At 55.8% G+C, this 17,404-nt stretch carries 18 protein-coding genes; 10 read left to right on the top strand and 8 right to left on the bottom strand.

What is annotated here, in order from left to right:
- Positions 1-58 precede the first annotated feature (58 nt).
- From AAC019_RS09955 to AAC019_RS09945, 3 genes are all read left to right on the top strand, one after another.
- Complete coding sequence (locus AAC019_RS09955; protein ID WP_339898656.1) at positions 59-784, top strand: response regulator transcription factor; 726 nt, start codon at positions 59-61, stop codon at positions 782-784.
- Positions 781-2,190 carry an ATP-binding protein gene (locus tag AAC019_RS09950; protein ID WP_339898654.1) on the top strand — a complete coding sequence of 470 codons (1,410 nt, stop codon included), beginning with the start codon at positions 781-783 and terminating at the stop codon, positions 2,188-2,190. Before AAC019_RS09955 ends, AAC019_RS09950 begins: the two co-directional genes overlap by 4 nt.
- A gap of 235 nt (positions 2,191-2,425) precedes the next feature.
- Positions 2,426-3,373 carry a GGDEF domain-containing protein gene (locus AAC019_RS09945; protein ID WP_339898653.1) on the top strand — a complete coding sequence of 316 codons (948 nt, stop codon included), beginning with the start codon at positions 2,426-2,428 and terminating at the stop codon, positions 3,371-3,373.
- 10 nt (positions 3,374-3,383) lie between these two features.
- On the opposite strand, the gene rluB is transcribed toward AAC019_RS09945, so the two are convergent.
- The 5 genes from rluB to AAC019_RS09920 form a co-directional block, all read right to left on the bottom strand.
- Positions 3,384-4,310 carry a 23S rRNA pseudouridine(2605) synthase RluB gene (gene rluB, locus AAC019_RS09940; protein ID WP_339898652.1) on the bottom strand — a complete coding sequence of 309 codons (927 nt, stop codon included), beginning with the start codon at positions 4,308-4,310 and terminating at the stop codon, positions 3,384-3,386.
- Positions 4,311-4,339: 29 nt separating this feature from the next.
- Positions 4,340-5,260 (bottom strand): SMC-Scp complex subunit ScpB, encoded by a 921-nt coding sequence (gene scpB, locus AAC019_RS09935; RefSeq protein ID WP_339898651.1) that lies wholly within the window; start codon positions 5,258-5,260, stop codon positions 4,340-4,342.
- Positions 5,260-6,093, bottom strand: a complete 834-nt coding sequence (locus tag AAC019_RS09930) for a ScpA family protein (RefSeq protein WP_339898694.1) — start codon at positions 6,091-6,093, stop codon at positions 5,260-5,262. Before AAC019_RS09930 ends, scpB begins: the two co-directional genes overlap by 1 nt.
- Before the next feature lie 163 nt (positions 6,094-6,256).
- Positions 6,257-6,883 carry an L-threonylcarbamoyladenylate synthase gene (locus AAC019_RS09925; protein ID WP_339898650.1) on the bottom strand — a complete coding sequence of 209 codons (627 nt, stop codon included), beginning with the start codon at positions 6,881-6,883 and terminating at the stop codon, positions 6,257-6,259.
- Between the two features lie 100 nt (positions 6,884-6,983).
- Complete coding sequence (locus AAC019_RS09920) at positions 6,984-7,820, bottom strand: PHP domain-containing protein (RefSeq protein WP_339898649.1); 837 nt, start codon at positions 7,818-7,820, stop codon at positions 6,984-6,986.
- Positions 7,821-7,998: 178 nt separating this feature from the next.
- On the opposite strand from AAC019_RS09920, the gene AAC019_RS09915 reads away from it, so the two are divergent.
- The 7 genes from AAC019_RS09915 (at position 7,999) to AAC019_RS09885 (ending at position 12,701) form a co-directional block, all read left to right on the top strand.
- A complete protein-coding gene (locus AAC019_RS09915; protein WP_339898648.1) occupies positions 7,999-8,769 on the top strand; it encodes a VC0807 family protein in 771 nt (256 codons plus the stop codon).
- Between the two features lie 27 nt (positions 8,770-8,796).
- Positions 8,797-9,096 (top strand): YciI family protein, encoded by a 300-nt coding sequence (locus AAC019_RS09910; RefSeq protein WP_339898647.1) that lies wholly within the window; start codon positions 8,797-8,799, stop codon positions 9,094-9,096.
- Between the two features lie 82 nt (positions 9,097-9,178).
- A complete protein-coding gene (locus AAC019_RS09905; RefSeq protein ID WP_339898646.1) occupies positions 9,179-9,880 on the top strand; it encodes a TIGR04211 family SH3 domain-containing protein in 702 nt (233 codons plus the stop codon).
- A 45-nt stretch (positions 9,881-9,925) separates the two neighbouring features.
- The gene (locus tag AAC019_RS09900) at positions 9,926-10,564 is read left to right on the top strand and encodes a peptidylprolyl isomerase (protein ID WP_339898644.1); all 639 of its coding nucleotides are present in this window, start codon (positions 9,926-9,928) and stop codon (positions 10,562-10,564) included.
- Positions 10,561-11,319 (top strand): pyridoxine 5'-phosphate synthase, encoded by a 759-nt coding sequence (locus tag AAC019_RS09895; protein ID WP_339898642.1) that lies wholly within the window; start codon positions 10,561-10,563, stop codon positions 11,317-11,319. The genes AAC019_RS09900 and AAC019_RS09895 overlap by 4 nt, the downstream gene beginning before the upstream one ends.
- A gap of 116 nt (positions 11,320-11,435) precedes the next feature.
- Positions 11,436-11,852, top strand: coding sequence for a CBS domain-containing protein (locus tag AAC019_RS09890; protein WP_339898641.1), 417 nt, complete (start codon positions 11,436-11,438; stop codon positions 11,850-11,852).
- 84 nt (positions 11,853-11,936) lie between these two features.
- The gene (locus AAC019_RS09885) at positions 11,937-12,701 is read left to right on the top strand and encodes an RNA methyltransferase (RefSeq protein WP_339898640.1); all 765 of its coding nucleotides are present in this window, start codon (positions 11,937-11,939) and stop codon (positions 12,699-12,701) included.
- Between the two features lie 84 nt (positions 12,702-12,785).
- Here the strand turns inward: AAC019_RS09885 and AAC019_RS09880 are convergent, their stop codons facing one another.
- The 3 genes from AAC019_RS09880 to AAC019_RS09870 all read right to left on the bottom strand — a co-directional run bounded on the left by AAC019_RS09880 (position 12,786) and on the right by AAC019_RS09870 (position 17,368).
- On the bottom strand, positions 12,786-14,090 hold the full coding sequence (locus tag AAC019_RS09880; protein WP_339898693.1) for an ammonium transporter: 1,305 nt from the start codon (positions 14,088-14,090) through the stop codon (positions 12,786-12,788).
- A 324-nt stretch (positions 14,091-14,414) separates the two neighbouring features.
- Positions 14,415-16,403: a DUF3488 and transglutaminase-like domain-containing protein gene (locus AAC019_RS09875; protein ID WP_339898638.1), complete on the bottom strand. Its 1,989-nt coding sequence runs from the start codon at positions 16,401-16,403 to the stop codon at positions 14,415-14,417.
- A complete protein-coding gene (locus AAC019_RS09870) occupies positions 16,400-17,368 on the bottom strand; it encodes a DUF58 domain-containing protein (RefSeq protein ID WP_339898637.1) in 969 nt (322 codons plus the stop codon). Before AAC019_RS09870 ends, AAC019_RS09875 begins: the two co-directional genes overlap by 4 nt.
- Between the last annotated feature and the right edge of the window lie 36 nt (positions 17,369-17,404).

Genomic DNA, 17,404 nt, shown 5'->3' with positions numbered 1-17,404 from the left:
GCCCACTGTTGCACACTTGCGGCGGCCAGCGCGCCAGAATAACCAGTAAGAGGTTCCAATGACAGATATTCTACTGATTGACGACGATAAAGAACTCTCAGAACTGCTCCAGGAGTACCTCAGCTCGGAAGGTTTTACGGTCACCGCCGCCTACGATGGTGACCAGGCGCTGCAAATGGCTGGTGAAAACCAATACTCCGCCATGATCCTCGACGTTATGTTGCCGCGCCACAGTGGTTTTGACGTCCTGAAAAAACTGCGCCAGCAGGCCGATCTGGGGCAGCAAAATACCCCGGTCATTATGCTGACCGCTAAGGGCGATACCATCGACCGGGTTATTGGCCTGGAGATTGGCGCCGATGACTACTTACCCAAACCCTGTGACCCCCGCGAACTGGTCGCCCGTTTGCGTGCGGTACTGCGACGCACCGCAAACAGCGCGCAAACACTGCCCGAAACCAGCGATCTCGAAGTCGACAAACTGCTGCTACAAATCGGCAGCCGCGCCGCTTATTGGCAAGACACGTTACTGCCCCTAACGGGCACCGAGTTCAGCGTGCTGGAGCTACTGGTACGCCAGGCGGGCCAGGTGATCAGTAAAGACGAGCTCACCGAGCAGGCACTGGGGCGAAAACTTACCCCCTACGATCGCAGCATTGATGTGCACGTAAGCAACATCCGTAAAAAGCTTGCCAGCGCCGGTGCCGGCAAAGACCAAATCATCAACGTACGCGGTGCCGGCTATATGCTGACCCGTGCGAGTGAAACCCAGCAACGCGGATGACTCGACTTTACCTCCGGGTCTTCCTCACCTTCTGGTGTATCACCGCGGTGATTATTGTCACCACCAACGTGATTGTTCACTGGCGCGGCGACAACCCCGACAACACCCTGCAACAGCTGCGCGGCGGCCAGGAGTACGAGCCGGCGCAACGCTTTTTGTTTCAGATGGCCGGCTCCATCGTCAACCGCAATTCAGCTCAGGTACTGGCGGACATGCGCGCCATGCCCGAGTGGAGCCGGCAGTACTTTTATATCGTCGACTCCCACAACGAAGACCTGCTCGGGCGCCCACTGCCCGAAGGCGTGCAGTACTTAATTCCCAAGATTTCCCCCAGTCACCCGTTTAATAAGGTCGTGGGCGACAATCATAAAACCTGGGGCCGACACGTCACACTAAACGACGGCAAAAGCCTAAAAGTGTTTACCATTTCGTCCGGCCAAGGCGCTAAATCCTCCGGCGACATTGTCTGGCAACTGTTTATCAACAACATCTGGCCCCTACTACTGGCATCCATTCTGGTCAGCGGTACCGCTTGCTTTTTTCTCGCGCGACACTTTGCCCACGGGCTATCTGCCCTACAAAAAGCCACTCGCAGCATCGCCAAAGGCGACTTGAGCGTGCGCATCAGCCAGCGCTTTAACAATCGCCGCGACGAGATCGCCTCGCTCGCCCACGATTTCGATCATATGACCGAGCGCTTACAGCGGGCCATGGCCGAGCAAAAGCGCCTGATAAAAGACGTATCCCACGAGCTGCGCACCCCACTGGCCCGCCTGCAGGTGGCACTGGCGCTAGCCCAGCAGCGCAGCGCCGGTGAAGTGGACCGCGAGCTGGCCCGCATTAAACAGGCGGCGGACTACCTCAATGATGTCATTACCGATATTCTGGCCCTGCCGGTGCTGGACGACGGCGGCTGGACGCTTGATGACACCACCGATGTGGTCGCCCTACTCAGAGCCCTGGACGAAAACTTGCAGCCAGAAGCGGCCCGCAGTCATATTGCGCTGTTACTGCAACTGCCGGTCGAAGAGGCGCTTTTGGCTACCCATGGCAATATGCTGTACGGCGTTTTTGATAACGTCACCCGCAACGCGCTGCGCTACACACCAGCCGGGGGCAGTATTACTACCGAGCTCACCCTGACCGACGCGGAATATCAAATACAGATAAAAGATACCGGCCCCGGTGTTCCGGCCGATCAACTGAGCGATATATTTCAGCCCTTTTATCGCACCGACCAAGCGCGCGACCGTGAGAGCGGTGGCTACGGCCTGGGGCTGGCCATAGCGCAGCGCACCACCGCCTTACACGGCGGCCACATCGTGGCCGAGAACCGTCCCGAGGGCGGACTGTGCGTGACTATCTGCCTCCCCTATGAGGCCAATGGCAACACCCGCGAGGCATAAAACCCTCGCGACAACACTTTGACTGGCGGCAACACGCTTCCGCCACCGCGGCCAAAAACCGACAAAAACATGACACGCCGGGTGTTGCCGGCAGCCCAAGAAAGCACGCAACTCTTTGTTATATAACAAGAAGTTTAACAGCCCATTAATTTGGCACAAAAATCGCAACAACCCAAGCCAACGAATACATTGGTAAGCCGGGCCTGTCGCCCGAGCGTGAATTGGGCGCACTATTATGCGAGATTTGTCATCCACAAGCGGTGTAGCAGCGCTGGCCAGCAGCCCGGCAGCCACCGAGCTGCTGCAGTTGCGCACTAAGCTCGCTCACGCATTGCAAACCTCGCTGGATAGCAACACCATTATTCGACTGTTTTTTGAGCACGCCCAGCCGCTGATTGGCTTTAACGGCTTACGCTATTGCGCCAGTACCGCCGGCAGTGAGCAGCCCCTGCAACTGGGCAGGCAGGCGACCCATCAGTGCCACTACACCATGCGCCTGGCCGACCACCGCTTAGGCGAGCTCACCTTTTACCGCCGCCAGCGTTTTAGCGAGTCGGAGCAGCAAACCCTTGAGACGTTACTGGCATCACTTGCCTTTCCGCTGCGCAATGCGCAACAGTATCAAGAGGCACTGCAGCTAGCGCTTATCGACCCACTCACCCGGGTGGGTAACCGTACAGCACTCGATAATGCGCTAGAGCGCGAGCGGCAATTATTGATGCGTAAAGGCGAGCCTTTTGCCTTGATTTTGATCGACATTGATCATTTTAAGCAGATTAATGACCAGCACGGCCACCGCCGCGGCGACAAGGTTATTCGCGTTGTTGCCGATACCATCGATCACGTAAGCCGCGGCACCGATATGACGTTTCGCTACGGCGGAGAGGAGTTTGCCCTGTTGCTGAGCGGGACAGGAGCGGCGGGCGCGCTCATTACCGCCGAGCGCTTAAGGAGCGCCGTCGAGGCGCTGCACATCACCCACGACGAGGCGATCATTCGGCCCACCATCAGCTTGGGAATCAGCGCCTGTCTTGACGCCAAAGAGACAGCCGGCGCACTGATTGACCGCGCCGACCGAGCGCTTTACCGCGCCAAAAAATCTGGCCGCAACCGCAGCAGCTGTGAACCACCGGTGCCAGAGCTGGCGCGCTTGGTGCACAGCGACACACAGCAGCGCCTCTAACGTTAGCCTATTAGCGACGCGGGCCTTTTTTCAGGCGTGGTGGCTTGCGCCCTTTGCCGGCGCGCAGCTTGCGCTCGTGCCGCTCGCGTTGAGTCGTCGCCTCGCGGCTCGTCTTAGGCTTGGCAACCCGCTCCACCTCGAGCCCGGCCGTTTGACAAAGATCGGCGATCTCGCGGTAGTCGAGTTCAAGCCACTGGCCCACGCGCACGTGAGAAGGAATAAAAATATTACCGTAACGCACCCGCTTGAGGCGGCTTACACGTACTCCCTGGCTCTCCCACAGGCGTCGAACTTCACGGTTGCGCCCCTCCATTACCACGCAATAAAACCAGCGGTTACGGGATTCGCCGGCGCCGTCGACGATATCGGTAAAGCGGGCAACACCGTCGTCCAGCATAACGCCATCCAGTAAGCGTTTGCGCATATCGTCGTCGACGTCACCCTGGATGCGCACCAGATACTCACGGTCGATAACCGACGACGGGTGCATCAGCTTATTGGCCAAATCACCGTCGTTGGTAAAAAGCAGCAACCCGCTGGTGTTGAAGTCCAGCCGCCCCACCGAGATCCAGCGCTCGCCAGAGATTTTAGGCAGCGCCTGATAAACGGTACGCCGGCCTTCGGGGTCGTGGCGGGAGCAAATTTCACCCTCGGGCTTGTTATACAAAATAACACGCCGTTTAGAGGTATCTTTTTGCGCGGATACCGGCTTGCCCCGCAACGTGATTTTATCGCTTTCGGTGACGCGATCGCCTAAAGTGGCAACGCGATCATTGACACTGACCTCACCTGCCGAGATAGCGCGCTCCATCTCCCGCCGCGAACCACAACCGGCGCGCGCGAGGACTTTTTGCAGCTTTTCATCCGTCGCCGGCGCTACTGCCTCGGCCGTTTTGTCCGCCTCAGGAGGGGCTTGATCTGGTGTTCGTTTTGCCATAAATAATTCGCTGGGTGGGCGCCGCCGGGTTAGTCCTGGCGGTCGCACTCTTGATTGTCAATAAGTTCCGCCACGTCATCACCGTCGCTATCATCGGTGCCGGCAGCCTCCGCCGCAGACGTGTGAGGGGTCTCCCCTACGCTCGATTCGTGCGGTTCGGATGCTTCAGTCTCAGTCTCGTGAACCGGCTCAGTTTCATCATCCGGCCAGACGCCAGTGTGTGACTCGGCGTCATCTTGCTCATAGGCATCCGACTCATACACCACCGCCCCGGTGAGGTTATCGGCTTCGTCGCTCGCCGCTTGCGGATGATCACCGCCCTCTGACACAGTCTCGTCGGCGCCCGATGTGGGCTCGGCATCATCACCACCGGTGGTGGCTGCCAGAGCGGCGCCTAAATCGAGCTCGGCGTTCAGTTCGTCCAGATCGCGTATCTCACTTAAGGTGGGCAGCTCATCTAAGCTTTTTAAGTTAAAGTAATCGAGAAAATCCCGGGTGGTGGCATACAGCGAAGGCCGCCCTGGCACATCCCGCTGCCCCACCACCTTTACCCAGTCGCGCTCAACCAGGGTTTTAATAATGTGCGAGCTAACGGCAACGCCGCGTATTTCTTCGATATCACCGCGAGTAATTGGCTGGCGGTAAGCGATCAGAGCCAAAGTCTCAAGCAGTGCGCGGGAGTATTTTTGCGGTTTTTCTTCCCACAGGCGATTGATCCAGGGGGCTAATTCCTCGCGCACCTGTATCCGCCAACCACTGGCCACTTGCTTGAGCTCGAAGCCGCGGCCTTCACAGGAGTCGGCTATCGCACTCAGCGCCGCATCAAAGGCCGCGCTATCTGGCGTGTTGTCCTCTTCAAACAGGTTCATCAAACGCTTGACGGAGAGCGGCTCGCTGGAAGCCATTAAGGCGCCCTCTACGATCGCTTGCAGTTGCTCGTTCGCTATCATTATTGTGTTCTTGCCTTAACGTGGATCGGGCCAAAGTTGTCGCTCTGGACGATCTCTACCAAAGATTCTTTGATCAGCTCCATAATGGCCAAAAAGGTGACCACCACACCCAGCCGCCCCTCCTCGACGGTAAACAGGCTCACAAAGGGCATAAAGTTGCGCCCGGCGAGCTTATCCAGCACTTGAGCCATACGCTCGCGGGTGGAGAGCCGCTCTTTTTCGACGTGGTGACTTTCGAACATATCGGCGCGGCGCAACACCTCAGATAAAGCCAATAGCAATTCTTGCAGCTCTACGTCCGGGTCCGGGCGCGTCAGGTTGCGATCCGGCGGCTCGGCGCTGGCGGCAAACACGTCGCGCCCCACACGCGGCAGCTCGTCTATGTCCTCGGCCGCCATTTTAAAGCGCTCGTACTCTTGCAAGCGGCGAATCAGCGAGGCGCGCGGGTCTTCACCCTCCTCTTCTTCCTCGACGCTGCGCGGCAGTAACATGCGTGATTTGATCTCGGCCAGCATCGCGGCCATCACCAAATACTCGGCGGCCAGCTCAAAATGGGCGGCGTCCATCAACTCTACGTAAGACATGTACTGAGAGGTAATCTCAGACACATCGATATCGAGAATATCCAGATTTTGCTTGCGAATTAAATACAAAAGCAGGTCAAGCGGCCCCTCGAAGGCCTCAAGAAACACCTCGAGAGCATCCGGCGGAATGTACAGATCTTTGGGCAGCTCGGTATAGGCTTTGCCCTGCACCATCGCAAACGGCATTTCGCCCTGGCTGGGTGCTGCTTTGGTTTCCGCCGGCGCCGCGGGAAGTTCCAGCTCGGCCAGCTCACCGGCGTTATCGGCGGCTATCTCAGGGTCTAGGTTTTGGTTATTCACACAAGCCTCCCCTGTGTCCGGTCATCGATGACGCTAATGGCAAGCGGCCATGCAGCAATGTTTGCCGCATTATAAAGAGGAACCAAGCTCGGGAACAGCGCCATCAGGGTGCTCAATCGGCCAGCAGGACAGAAAAATCGCCCTTACCTTGCCGAATAAGCTCTGGCACGCCCTCGGTTAAGTCGACCACGGTAGTGGGCTCCAGGCCGCAGTAACCGCCGTCGATAATCAGCTCGACCTGATGCTCAAGCAGATCGCGAATGTCGTAGGGGTCGGTTAGCGGATACTCATCGCCGGGCAACAGCAAGGTACTGCTCATCAGAGGCTCGTTAAGCTCTTCCAGCAGCGCCAGCGCAATGGGGTTGTCGGGTACGCGCAACCCGATGGTTTTACGCTTGGGGTGGCGCAACCGGCGCGGCACCTCCGAGGTACCCTCCAAAATAAAGGTATAGGGGCCCGGCGTATGAGCTTTTAGCAAGCGGAACACTTGATTATCCACACGGGCGTAGGTCGCAATCTCAGACAGATCGCGGCACATCAGGGTGAAATTATGGTGCTTATCGAGCTTGCGCATCAAACGGATGCGATCGAGCGCCATTTTATCGCCGATGTGGCAACCGAGCGCGTAGGCGGAGTCAGTGGGGTACGCGACAATGCCGCCGCGCCGGATAATATCAACCGCCTGCGAGATTAAACGCGCCTGGGGCGTTTCGGGGTGTATCTGAAAAAACTGTGCCACTGAGCCTTCCTTTGTTGCCAGCTATGGGGCCTCGCGGCCCGATGAATCGCCATTATAATTTTCACGTAAGCGAGATACAAACACCTTCAACGATGATCGCCTATTTATGGTCGCCCACTGCGGCCAGTTCGGGCCACAAAGACCATACCGGGCGCGCGTTCGTGGGCATAGCCTCAAACCTCCCCAACTCTTGCCAGATACCGCCGGGGCGATGAAAATCACTGCCACAGGAGCTGGCAAGGCCAGCCTCATTAGCCATTCCCGCCAAGTCGCGGGCAAGCCCACTGGGCTGATAGCCGCTAATCACCTCCAGCGCTCCGCCACCGGCCTCGGCAAAATCGGTAATTAAAGCCCTTAATTTAGTGCGGGTTAAGCGATACTTTGCCGGATGCGCAAGTACCGCCACGCCGCCGGCGGCGCGGATCACAGCAATAATCTCGGGCAACGGCGGCCACTGCTGCCGAATATCGCCAACTTTTCCCGCCCCCAGATACTTTTTAAACGCACTCGCCACCGATTTCACCAAGCCATCATCCACCAACAGCTGAGCAAAATGCGGGCGACCAATTTGGGTGCCTCCGGCAAGATCCACGGCTCGCTGATAAATATTGCGAGCACCGAGCTTCTCCAGCCGGGCAGCAATGGTTAAATTGCGCTCGACGCGCGCCGCTTGCTGGGCGGCAACCGCCTCTTTTAAGGCCTCATTAGCCGTATCCAGGCCCAATCCCACCACGTGCACACCAATTTTACCCCAGCGGCTAGAGAACTCGATGCCATTGATAAGTGTCATACCTTCACGCTCGGCGGCAGAGCGGGCCCGGGCCAACCCCTCGACAGTGTCGTGGTCGGTCAGCGCGATAACATCGAGGCCCGCCTCTTTGGCCCGCATCACCAGCGCCTCGGGGGTTAACTCCCCGTCGGAGCAAGTACTGTGCATATGCAAATCAATCTTCAAGCCGAACCTCGAATAACATTAAGCGGGTTGAATACCGTATAATCGCAGTTTTTCTAATACGCCATCGTGCACTGCCCGGCCAGCTCCTGCAACGGAGCATTGCAGCCAAAGCGTACCTCGATGGCGTACAACATTAATTGGTAAGGCGGACACCTTTCGTATGAATGATTCAGCTCCATCAAATGGTGAGCAAAGCCGCTCTCAAACTACCCCTGTGGCTCCGGGCAATAGCGAGCTGACCAAACCGGCCCCTAAAAAGCGCGAAAGCCTGCTGGGCAATATCCTGCTCAACATCGTGATCCCAACGCTGATTTTAACCAAGCTCAGTGGCGACGAATATTTAGGCACCCGCTGGGCGCTGGTGGTGGCTTTAGCTTTTCCGCTGGCCTACGGTTTACGGGATTTTCTGGTAAGACGTGAGTTTAACGTGTTTTCGGCACTGGGGGCGATCAGTATCTTACTGACCGGTGGAATCAGCCTGTTAGAGCTCGATCCGCAGTATATTGCCATCAAAGAGGCCGCCATTCCGGGCCTAATTGGTCTTGCTACCCTGCTCTCGATGAAAACCCGCTTCCCTCTGGTAAAAACGTTTTTGTACAACGACAAAGTGCTTAAAGTGGACTTAATCGCCGAGCGGCTTGAGCAACAGCAAAACACCGCACACTTTAACCAAGCTCTGCGCAACGCCTCTTATTTGGTAGCGCTGTCGTTCTTTTTATCGTCTTTTCTCAATTACGCGCTGGCCAAATGGCTACTGGTAAGTGACCCGGGCACCGTCGCCTTTAACGAAGAGCTGGGCAAGATGACCGCCCTGAGCTTTCCGGTTATCGCCCTGCCGGCGACGATCGTCATGGCCGGCGCTTTAATGTATTTATTTAAACGCATCAAACAGTTAACTCAGCTCGACTTTGAAGAAGTTGTAAACAGTTAAACCGTGACAGATAAAGGACCCTAGCCTATGTTTTACGCCATCATCAGCGAAGACGTTACCGACAGCCTCGCCAAGCGCAAACCCGCACGCGCCGATCATATTGCGCGCCTCAATGCGCTGCACGACGCCGGGCGCCTTATCATCGCCGGCCCTCACCCGGCCGTCGACAGCAACGAGCCCGGTGATGCCGGGTTTACCGGTTCGCTGGTCGTCGCAGAATTCGACTCACTGGCCGAGGCGCAACAGTGGGCCGATGCCGATCCCTACATTGCCGCGGGTGTTTACGCTAAAGTAACCGTCAAGCCCTTTAAGAGGGTGCTGCCCTAACCCGTGATCCGGTTGACAGGTAGGGTGATCGTCTTAGGGTACAATAATCCGCTTTTGCAACTCAGATCCAATAGGTACTCCAGTGATAAAACCAACGACTTACTTCAAGACTCTGGTGAGCGCCGCCGTACTCAGCGTCAGCATTTTTAGCATCCAAGCTCACGCCGAAACACAATACGTGGCCGACACACTGCAAGTGCCCCTGCGCAGCGGGATGGGAAACCAATACCGCATCGTGCACCGAGGCTTACCCAGCGGCACAAAGCTTGAGCTGATTAAAACCGCCTCTGACGACTCTGATGTCGAGTGGGCTCAGGTTCGCACCAGCGGTGGGCTTGAGGGCTGGATTCGCACCCAGTATTTATTAAACGAGCCCACCGCGGCGATCAAGCTTGCCAACCTCGAACAAAAAATGAGCCAGCTAGACGGCGACCAAACCGAGCTATTGGATACTAACGAGGCACTTGAGAGCAAAAACAACCAGCTTGAAGAACAGCTCGCGCAGCTGCAGGACGACTACCAACAAACCAACAGTGAATTTGCCGAGTTGCGCAAGCTATCGGCGAGTACTGTAGCCCTTAACGAACAGTACAAAAAGCTCAACGAAAACTACCAGCTGCTGCAAACTCGCGCCGAAGTCTTAAAAACCGACAACGAGCGATTAAAAAACAGCCAGCGCTACCAGGAGTGGATTGTCGGAGCGGGCATCCTACTGGGCGGGGTTATTTTATCGCTTATCTTGCAATCTTTTGGTCGTCGCAAGCGCCGCTCGGAGTGGGGTTAAGCGCCCCGCAAGTCACCAAACACACCGTTAATACGAGTCCATATCATGATAAAATTTCCATCAAAAGTGCTGGCATTTTGGGCAACCCTAACGCTTTGCGCTTTATACAGCAGTGTCAGTGTGGCGGCCGGCAAAGCCGAAGACAAGTACGTCACCTTTGAAACTGACCTAGGCACACTGATTATCGAGTTGTACCCCGAGCAGGCCCCGGTAACCGTCGCCAACTTTTTAGCGTATGTCGACAGCGGCTTTTACGACGGCACTATTTTTCACCGGGTTATTCCGGGATTTGTGGTTCAAGGTGGCGGTTTTACCTTTGACTTTAAACAAAAAGAAACCCAGCCGCCGATTGTGAACGAGTCCGACAACGGCCTGGAAAACCAATACCTGACCCTCTCGATGGCGCGCACCAGTCGGGTCGACAGTGCCACCAGCCAATTCTTTATCAACCTAAAACACAACCCCTCGCTCGATGCCACCGAAGACAAAGCCGGTTATGCGGTATTTGGCAAAGTGATTGATGGCGAGTCAGTGGTAGAAAAAATTGTCGCCGAACCTCGCGGTGTATTCCGCTCTTATCCCGATGCACCTAACGCGGCCGTGCGTATCTTAAAATCCAGCCGCGGCAAAGTTAAAGCTCCGGCCAATTCGAGCTCTAAGCTGAAGGAGATGATTGCCCAGTGAGCACCGCACTGAGTGTTAACCTCAACAAAATCGCTTTACTGCGCAACTCTCGCGAAGGGGACTTCCCGAGCGTGCTTGAGCATGGAAAAATATGCCTTGATGCCGGCGCTGACGGACTAACAGTGCACCCCAGACCCGATCAGCGTCATATTCGTCCCTCAGATGTTTACCAACTCGCCGATCTAGTCGCGCAGCATGACCGCATCGAATTTAATATCGAGGGCAACCCTTTTGCCGCCGCCCAAGGCAGCTACCCGGGCTTGTTACAGTTGGTTGAAGAAACCCGTCCCCACCAGTGCACACTGGTGCCCGACTCTAACGATCAACTGACATCAGACCACGGCTTTGATTTAACGGCCAGCACCAAAGAGCTCGAACCCATCATCGCCAGGCTGCATCAGCTAGGGGTGCGTATTAGCTTGTTTATGGATCCGGAGCCCGAGCAAATACGCCTTGCCAGTGCCCTTGGGGTGGAACGCATTGAGCTCTATACCGGCCCTTACGCCGAGCGCTTCAGCCCAAATAGCAAGCAAACCGAGGCAGACCTTAAACGCTACCGCGCCGCCGTCGACATAGCCACGCAATGCGGCCTTGAGGTGAACGCCGGGCACGATCTAAACCTACACAACCTGCCCGCGTTTCTCGCCATCCCCAACATTGCCGAGGTTTCCATCGGCCATGCGCTAACCGTCGATGCACTTAATATGGGCCTCTCTAAAGCCGTTGCCGCCTACCGGACCATCTGCCAGCAATAGCCTGCAACCTGAACTACACTTAGGGTAAGCGCCGGGCATTGCCCGGTGTGCCACGCTCATCTGCGTGGCACTACTGGTGTGAATACTAGGCGATAGACTCACGGCTGGAGATCACTATGCACTCGATTCTCGTGCAAGATTATATGCAAAGCTCACCACTGGCGTTTGAGCAAAACACCAACCTGCTGCAAGTCGTTCATAAACTGCTTGCCGGAAAAGTCACGGGCGCACCGGTCATCGACGCCGAGCGCCGGGTGATCGGTTTTGTATCGGAGCGCGACTGCATCAAAGAGATTTTGCACGGCGCTTTTTACTGCGAAGAGCCCGCCAGTGTCGCTACCGTAATGCAAACGCAGGTGGTCAGTTTCGCCCCCACCGACAGCATCGTCAAAATTGCCGAGGTTATGCTGCAACACACCCCAAAAAACTACCCTGTTGTTGCCGAGGGGAAACTGGTGGGCTTAATTACCCGCAGCGATGTGTTGGCAGCCCTGCTGGATAACGACGAAGACTGCTACCTGCGCCAAAGCTAGCGAATGATTTGTGGTATCCTTGCGACGCTGCTTTGTACAGCGCCGCATTCAGTTGCGGCTACCACCGAATAGCGGATAACCACCATGCAACGCGACAGCGACGCCTACCTCGCCAAAAAACAATTCTTTAATACGCTGTTAACCGTATACGGTCGCAAACCGGTACTCGAAGCGTTACAGCAGCCCGGCGTCGAGGTGTACCGTCTGCATCTGGCACAAAGCAATAAGCGCGGCGGGATTATCGATGAGATTATGGCCGAGGCCGAAAAGCGCCAGGCCGAGGTGTTATACCACGACCGTGCCGCCCTATCGCGCATCTCTAAAAATGCCAAGCAAGACCAGGGCGTGGCGGTGGATTTGATTTGCCAAAAGTTCAGTACCGCGGACGACTTTTTAGCCGCAAAAAAAACAAAAACCAGTAACCTGTTGGCACTGGACGGCATCACCAACCCGCAAAATTTAGGCATGATTATCCGCAGCGCTTGTGCCGGCAATATAGACGGCATTATTTTGCCCGAAAAAGGCTGTGCGCAAATCGACCCGCTGGTCATTAAAGCCAGTGCCGGCACCGTATTTCGCGCGCCCATTTTACGCACCAGCGAGCCTTTAGCCGCTACGCTGCACAAGTTTTCACAGGCGGGTTATCAGGTAATAGGGCTTTCATCCCACGCCAAACAAACGCTGCAGCACTATAGCGGCGAACAAAACGTGTTTGTATTAGGCAACGAAACCGAGGGCGTGTCTGCTAAGGTGCAAAACGAGTGCAGCCACTGGGTAAAAATCCCCATGAACAATCAAGTCGAGTCTCTTAATGTGGCGGTAACGGCCGCACTGATCGCCTTTCGTTAATATCTCGCTAGATTACCAATGCCACACACAAAAAAGCGCTGCCCTTGGGCAGCGCTTTTTTGTTTTACTGACTAAGTGAGGGGCTTACAACTTATAGCCCTCTTCTTCGTGCATGGTGATATCCAGCCCCTGTAGTTCATCCTCGCGAGAAACTCTAAGGCCAGAGGTCAACACCCCGGTCAACTTTAAGATAACGTAAGTCGCCACGGCGGTGTAACCGAAGGTAATAATCACGCCCAAAAACTGTACCCATACCTGACCGGACATACCCTCGACGGCATCCGAGAAACCGTGGCCACTAAACACGCCTAGATTGGGCGAGGCAAACACCCCGGCTAATAAGGTACCTAAAATACCGCCGATGCCGTGCACCGGAAACACATCCAGCGAATCGTCAATTTTCCAGACACGCTTCATCAGCTGTGTCATCACAAAGCACACAACGCCGGCCAACAAACCGATAACCAGCGCGCCGCCCGGCCCCACATAGCCCGAAGCCGGAGTAATGGTACCAAGGCCTGCCACCATACCCGTCACAATGCCCAGCACACTGGGCTTTCTAAACTTAATCCACTCGATCGTCATCCAGGACAGCGAACCAGCGGCGGCGGAAATATGAGTCACCAGCATGGCCATAGAGGCATCGCCATTGGCCGCCAGAGCGCTGCCGCCGTTAAAGCCAAACCAGCCGACCCAGAGCATACCGGCCCCGGTAACAGTCATGGTCATGTTGTGCGGGGGCATGGCAACGGTTTCAAACCCATCGCGATTACCCAGCACTAACGCGGCGACCAGCGCGGCAACACCGGCGGTGATATGCACTACCGTACCACCGGCAAAATCCAACAGCCCCCAACTACCCAAGAAGCCGCCGCCCCACACCCAGTGACAAACCGGCACGTACACCACCAGTAACCACAGCGCCGAAAAAATCAACATAGACGAAAACTTCATCCGCTCGGCAAAGGCCCCCACAATCAACGCTGGGGTAATAATGGCAAACGTCATTTGAAACAGCGCAAAGAGCGACTCCGGGATATCACCCGCCAGAGTATCTTTGCCGATACCGCTGAACATAGCGTGACTAAAATCCCCGATCCAGGCGTTACCTTCGCCAAAGCTTAGGCTGTAACCCACCATCAACCACAGCAGTGACGCGACGCAAGCGATGGCGAAGCACTGCATCAACACCGACAAAATATTCTTACTGCGAACCAAACCGCCGTAAAACAACGACAACCCAGGCAGGGTCATAAACAGCACCAAAGCCGTTGCCGTTAAAATCCACGCCGTATTGGCACCGTTGGCTTCTTGTGCCAGCGCCGCTGGCGCCAACAATAGCAACGAGGCAAGTGACGCTCCCCACGTCAACTTACGAGAAAAAAACATCATGGTGACTCCTATTATCATCTTTTACGGCAACTGTCGTACAAAGCCCTACGGCCATTAACCATGCACAATAAAGTGTCTTAATAAACGGCTGGTTATACGAAGATACGTCAGCCGCCTCACACAAGTGCACAATGCAAAATAATGCACTTTTTATGCCCATATAATTTTTTGTTTATTAACAGTAGGTTACAAAACACATGTACATTTATCGAGCACTAAGGCGCACCACATAAAGGCGCCGCACATTTTTTCGCATCATATGGGTGCACTCCAATAGCTGGCGCACCTTAGGCGGGCAAAAACAAGTATAGGCGGGAGAGATTAACGGCGGGGAGTAAAGCGGCGCGCTGCACTTTGCAAGCGGCCCAACGCCGATTGCGAGTCGCCATAACTGGCGCGCTCAAACAGCGCTGTCAACATATTGATATCGTCGGCCAAATCGGGGCGCTCGCGGCTTATACGGGCGGCGTACTGGCGCGGCGCCTCACCCACATGGCGTGGTAAACCACAGCGAGCCAGCGCTTTAGCAACCCGGGCATAAGCTCGTTCGGCCGGAGGCAAGCCTCGCCCACTGCGTCGCAATAACGGTAGCAGCAGTAATAGGCTCGTCAGGGCCACAACAGTTATTACCAGCAAAGCCAAATGCCAAGGGCTGACCCGCCCAAACCATTTACGTAACAGCGCTTGTTGTGCGGCGCTGTCGTAGCCCATCACCCATAATTGCCAGCGGTAATTAAGCGCATCCCAACGCAGTTGTAAGTCGCCCAACAATTGAAACCGGCGACTAAACCCATTGCCTAGCAATTGGTTGTCATCGTCACTGAGTGAGAACTCGACGCCACGCTCTATACGCTCGGGGGCTACAGCGGCGGTTGGATCTACCCTCACCCAGCCCTCACCGACAAGCCATACCTCGGCCCAGGCGTGGGCATCGTATTGGCGAACCACCAGGTAACCCTCGTTACTGTTAACTTGCCCGCCTTGATAACCCACCACAACCCGGGCGGGAATGCCCGCCGCGCGCATAAAAAACACAAAACTGCCGGCGAAATGTTCGCAAAAACCGGCCTGTGACTGCCATAAAAACTCATCAACCGTATGCTCACCCAGCTGCGGCGGTTGCAAGGTGTAACGAAACTGCTGGTTAAAATAGCCCAGTAGGCGCTGCATGAGTTCACGCTCGTTTGCGGCCTCGGCACGCCATTGTTGCGCGCGGCGCCGGGTCTCGGGGTTATACCCGTCCGGCAAGGTCATGGCCTGGGCGGCTTGATTCTCGGATAGCCCGTCTTGCTGCAGGCGAAAATCCAGCACAGAACTTACCCGATATTGTTTTCGCTGATTGACCCGGTCGGTTTCATACAGAGTTAACCCAGGGCTGACCCGGGCACTTTGAGGCACCTCAGTAAAGGCCGCGAGTGCATACAACCACTGCTTCGCGGTAGGTTCCAACAACACCTGATAGCTCAGGCGCTCACCACTTAACTGCAAAGCGTTATGCCAGTTTGGCCATTGCGCACTTGCGCGCCCACGCTGCACATCTTGCTGCCGGCTCTGACGCCAGGTTCTGCCATCAAAGCTGTCAAACACCAGGGCGCGCCAATACAACTGTTGCGGCGCCGGTATCTGTCCATCAAAGCTCACCCGAAACGCCAACTCGCCAGAGCGCATTAAATTGCTGAAGTCACCCGGCGCCATAGAGTCGCTCACGCCCGTTTGGCCGGCCGATTTATTCAGGGGGATTGTCCATAAAGAACCAATGCGGGGCACTACAAAAAACAGCACCAACATAATGGGTAGCGCCTGCAGCGCCAGAATGCCCAAACGTTGACACTGCCGCGCGACACTTACACGAGCCACCGAGCCGTTATTAACCAGTAACACGCCGGTGACGGCCAACAACGACAGCAAGCCGTATATCGAGCTAGGCAAAGAGGCGGCAAAGAGCAGTTGTGTTCCGGTGACAAAGTAGGCCAAATAACACAGCAGATAAAAATCGCCCCGGCGCTTCAGCTCAATCAACTTTAAAACAAAACCCGCCACCAATAAGCTAAGCATGCTTTGCATGCCAAAGCTGCCGCTAAAGCTGAGCAACAACCCAGTGCAAACCAGCAATACCAACATAAACCGCACAAGCTTGCCGGGAAACGGCCAGCCAGCAACGGCAATTTTCCAGCGCCAGATGCCGGTAGCAATCGCCAGCAAGGTCAGCCAAACCGGCACTTCAAATACCAGCGGCAAAAGCACAATCGCCTGTGCCGACAACATCCAGAGCAGCCCCTGGCGAGGTAGCTTATCGACACGGGTGGTCATAAGGGCTCTTGCTCCAGCTCAAACAACGCCAGAGCCTGCAACACCCGATGAAGGTGCTCCTGACCACTGGCGGGCTCGATCTGCTGCTCTAACAGGCGCAAACCAAAAGTGCGCCCAGCTTGGTGCCATTGCAGCGCCAAATAACAAAGAGCAGAGAGGCGCGCCTCACGATCACCCGACACGGCGCGAAAGTCCAACCACACACTATCAAGCTCGGCACTGGCGTACTGTTTAATGTGAAGCCCCGCTCCGCGCGCGTATAGCTTCCAGGCAATATGTGTCAGCGGCGCACCGGGTTGGTAACGTTTAAAACCATCAAAATCATCGCCCTGCAGTTGCGTAGCGCTGCGTTCACCATCGTCGCGGCCAATGGTGGCGGGCTGAGCACAGGCCAGAGGCTTCGGATAAACCAGCAGGCGTACATCAAAGCGTACCCACGACCAGGTCCGCAGTAACCCCAGCGGATAATAGCTTTGCACTAATATTCGCTCTGGCGTGAACCAGCCCCGGCCTTGAGTGGCTAAACGTAACGCCAGCTGCTCTTCTGTGTCTTTCGCGACATCAGTAACCACGGCCCGGTTCACATCGGCCGCTAACGACACGCGGCCACTCGTTGTACCGGCCCTGGCCTTAAGGCGTACCGACAACTCAAGAGGCTCTCCGGCAAACACCGGCCGCGCCGGTAATGCCGTAAGCTGCAAGCCCGCCAGATTACGAAACCCGTGAATGATCGCAACGATAAACAAACTAACAAGAAAGAAGCTCGCGGCCAGCACCAGATTATTTTCGTAATTGGTACCCAGTAGCCACAGCAAGATAACCGCAACAAAAAAACACACACCGGCTTTACTCGGTAACACATAAATAGCGCGATGCTTAAGCGTAACGGTTTTTTGCGCGCTGGTGCGTCGTTTGGCCCAACGCCAAAACAACGCATCAAATCGTTTGTTAAACTCAAAGCTCACAGCGCTTTACCTGAATAGCAGCAAACTGAACGGCAG

It is taken from the genome of uncultured Gilvimarinus sp., assembly GCF_963975215.1.
Taxonomy (GTDB): domain Bacteria; phylum Pseudomonadota; class Gammaproteobacteria; order Pseudomonadales; family Cellvibrionaceae; genus Gilvimarinus.
This window is presented reverse-complemented; position numbering and strand designations above follow the sequence as displayed.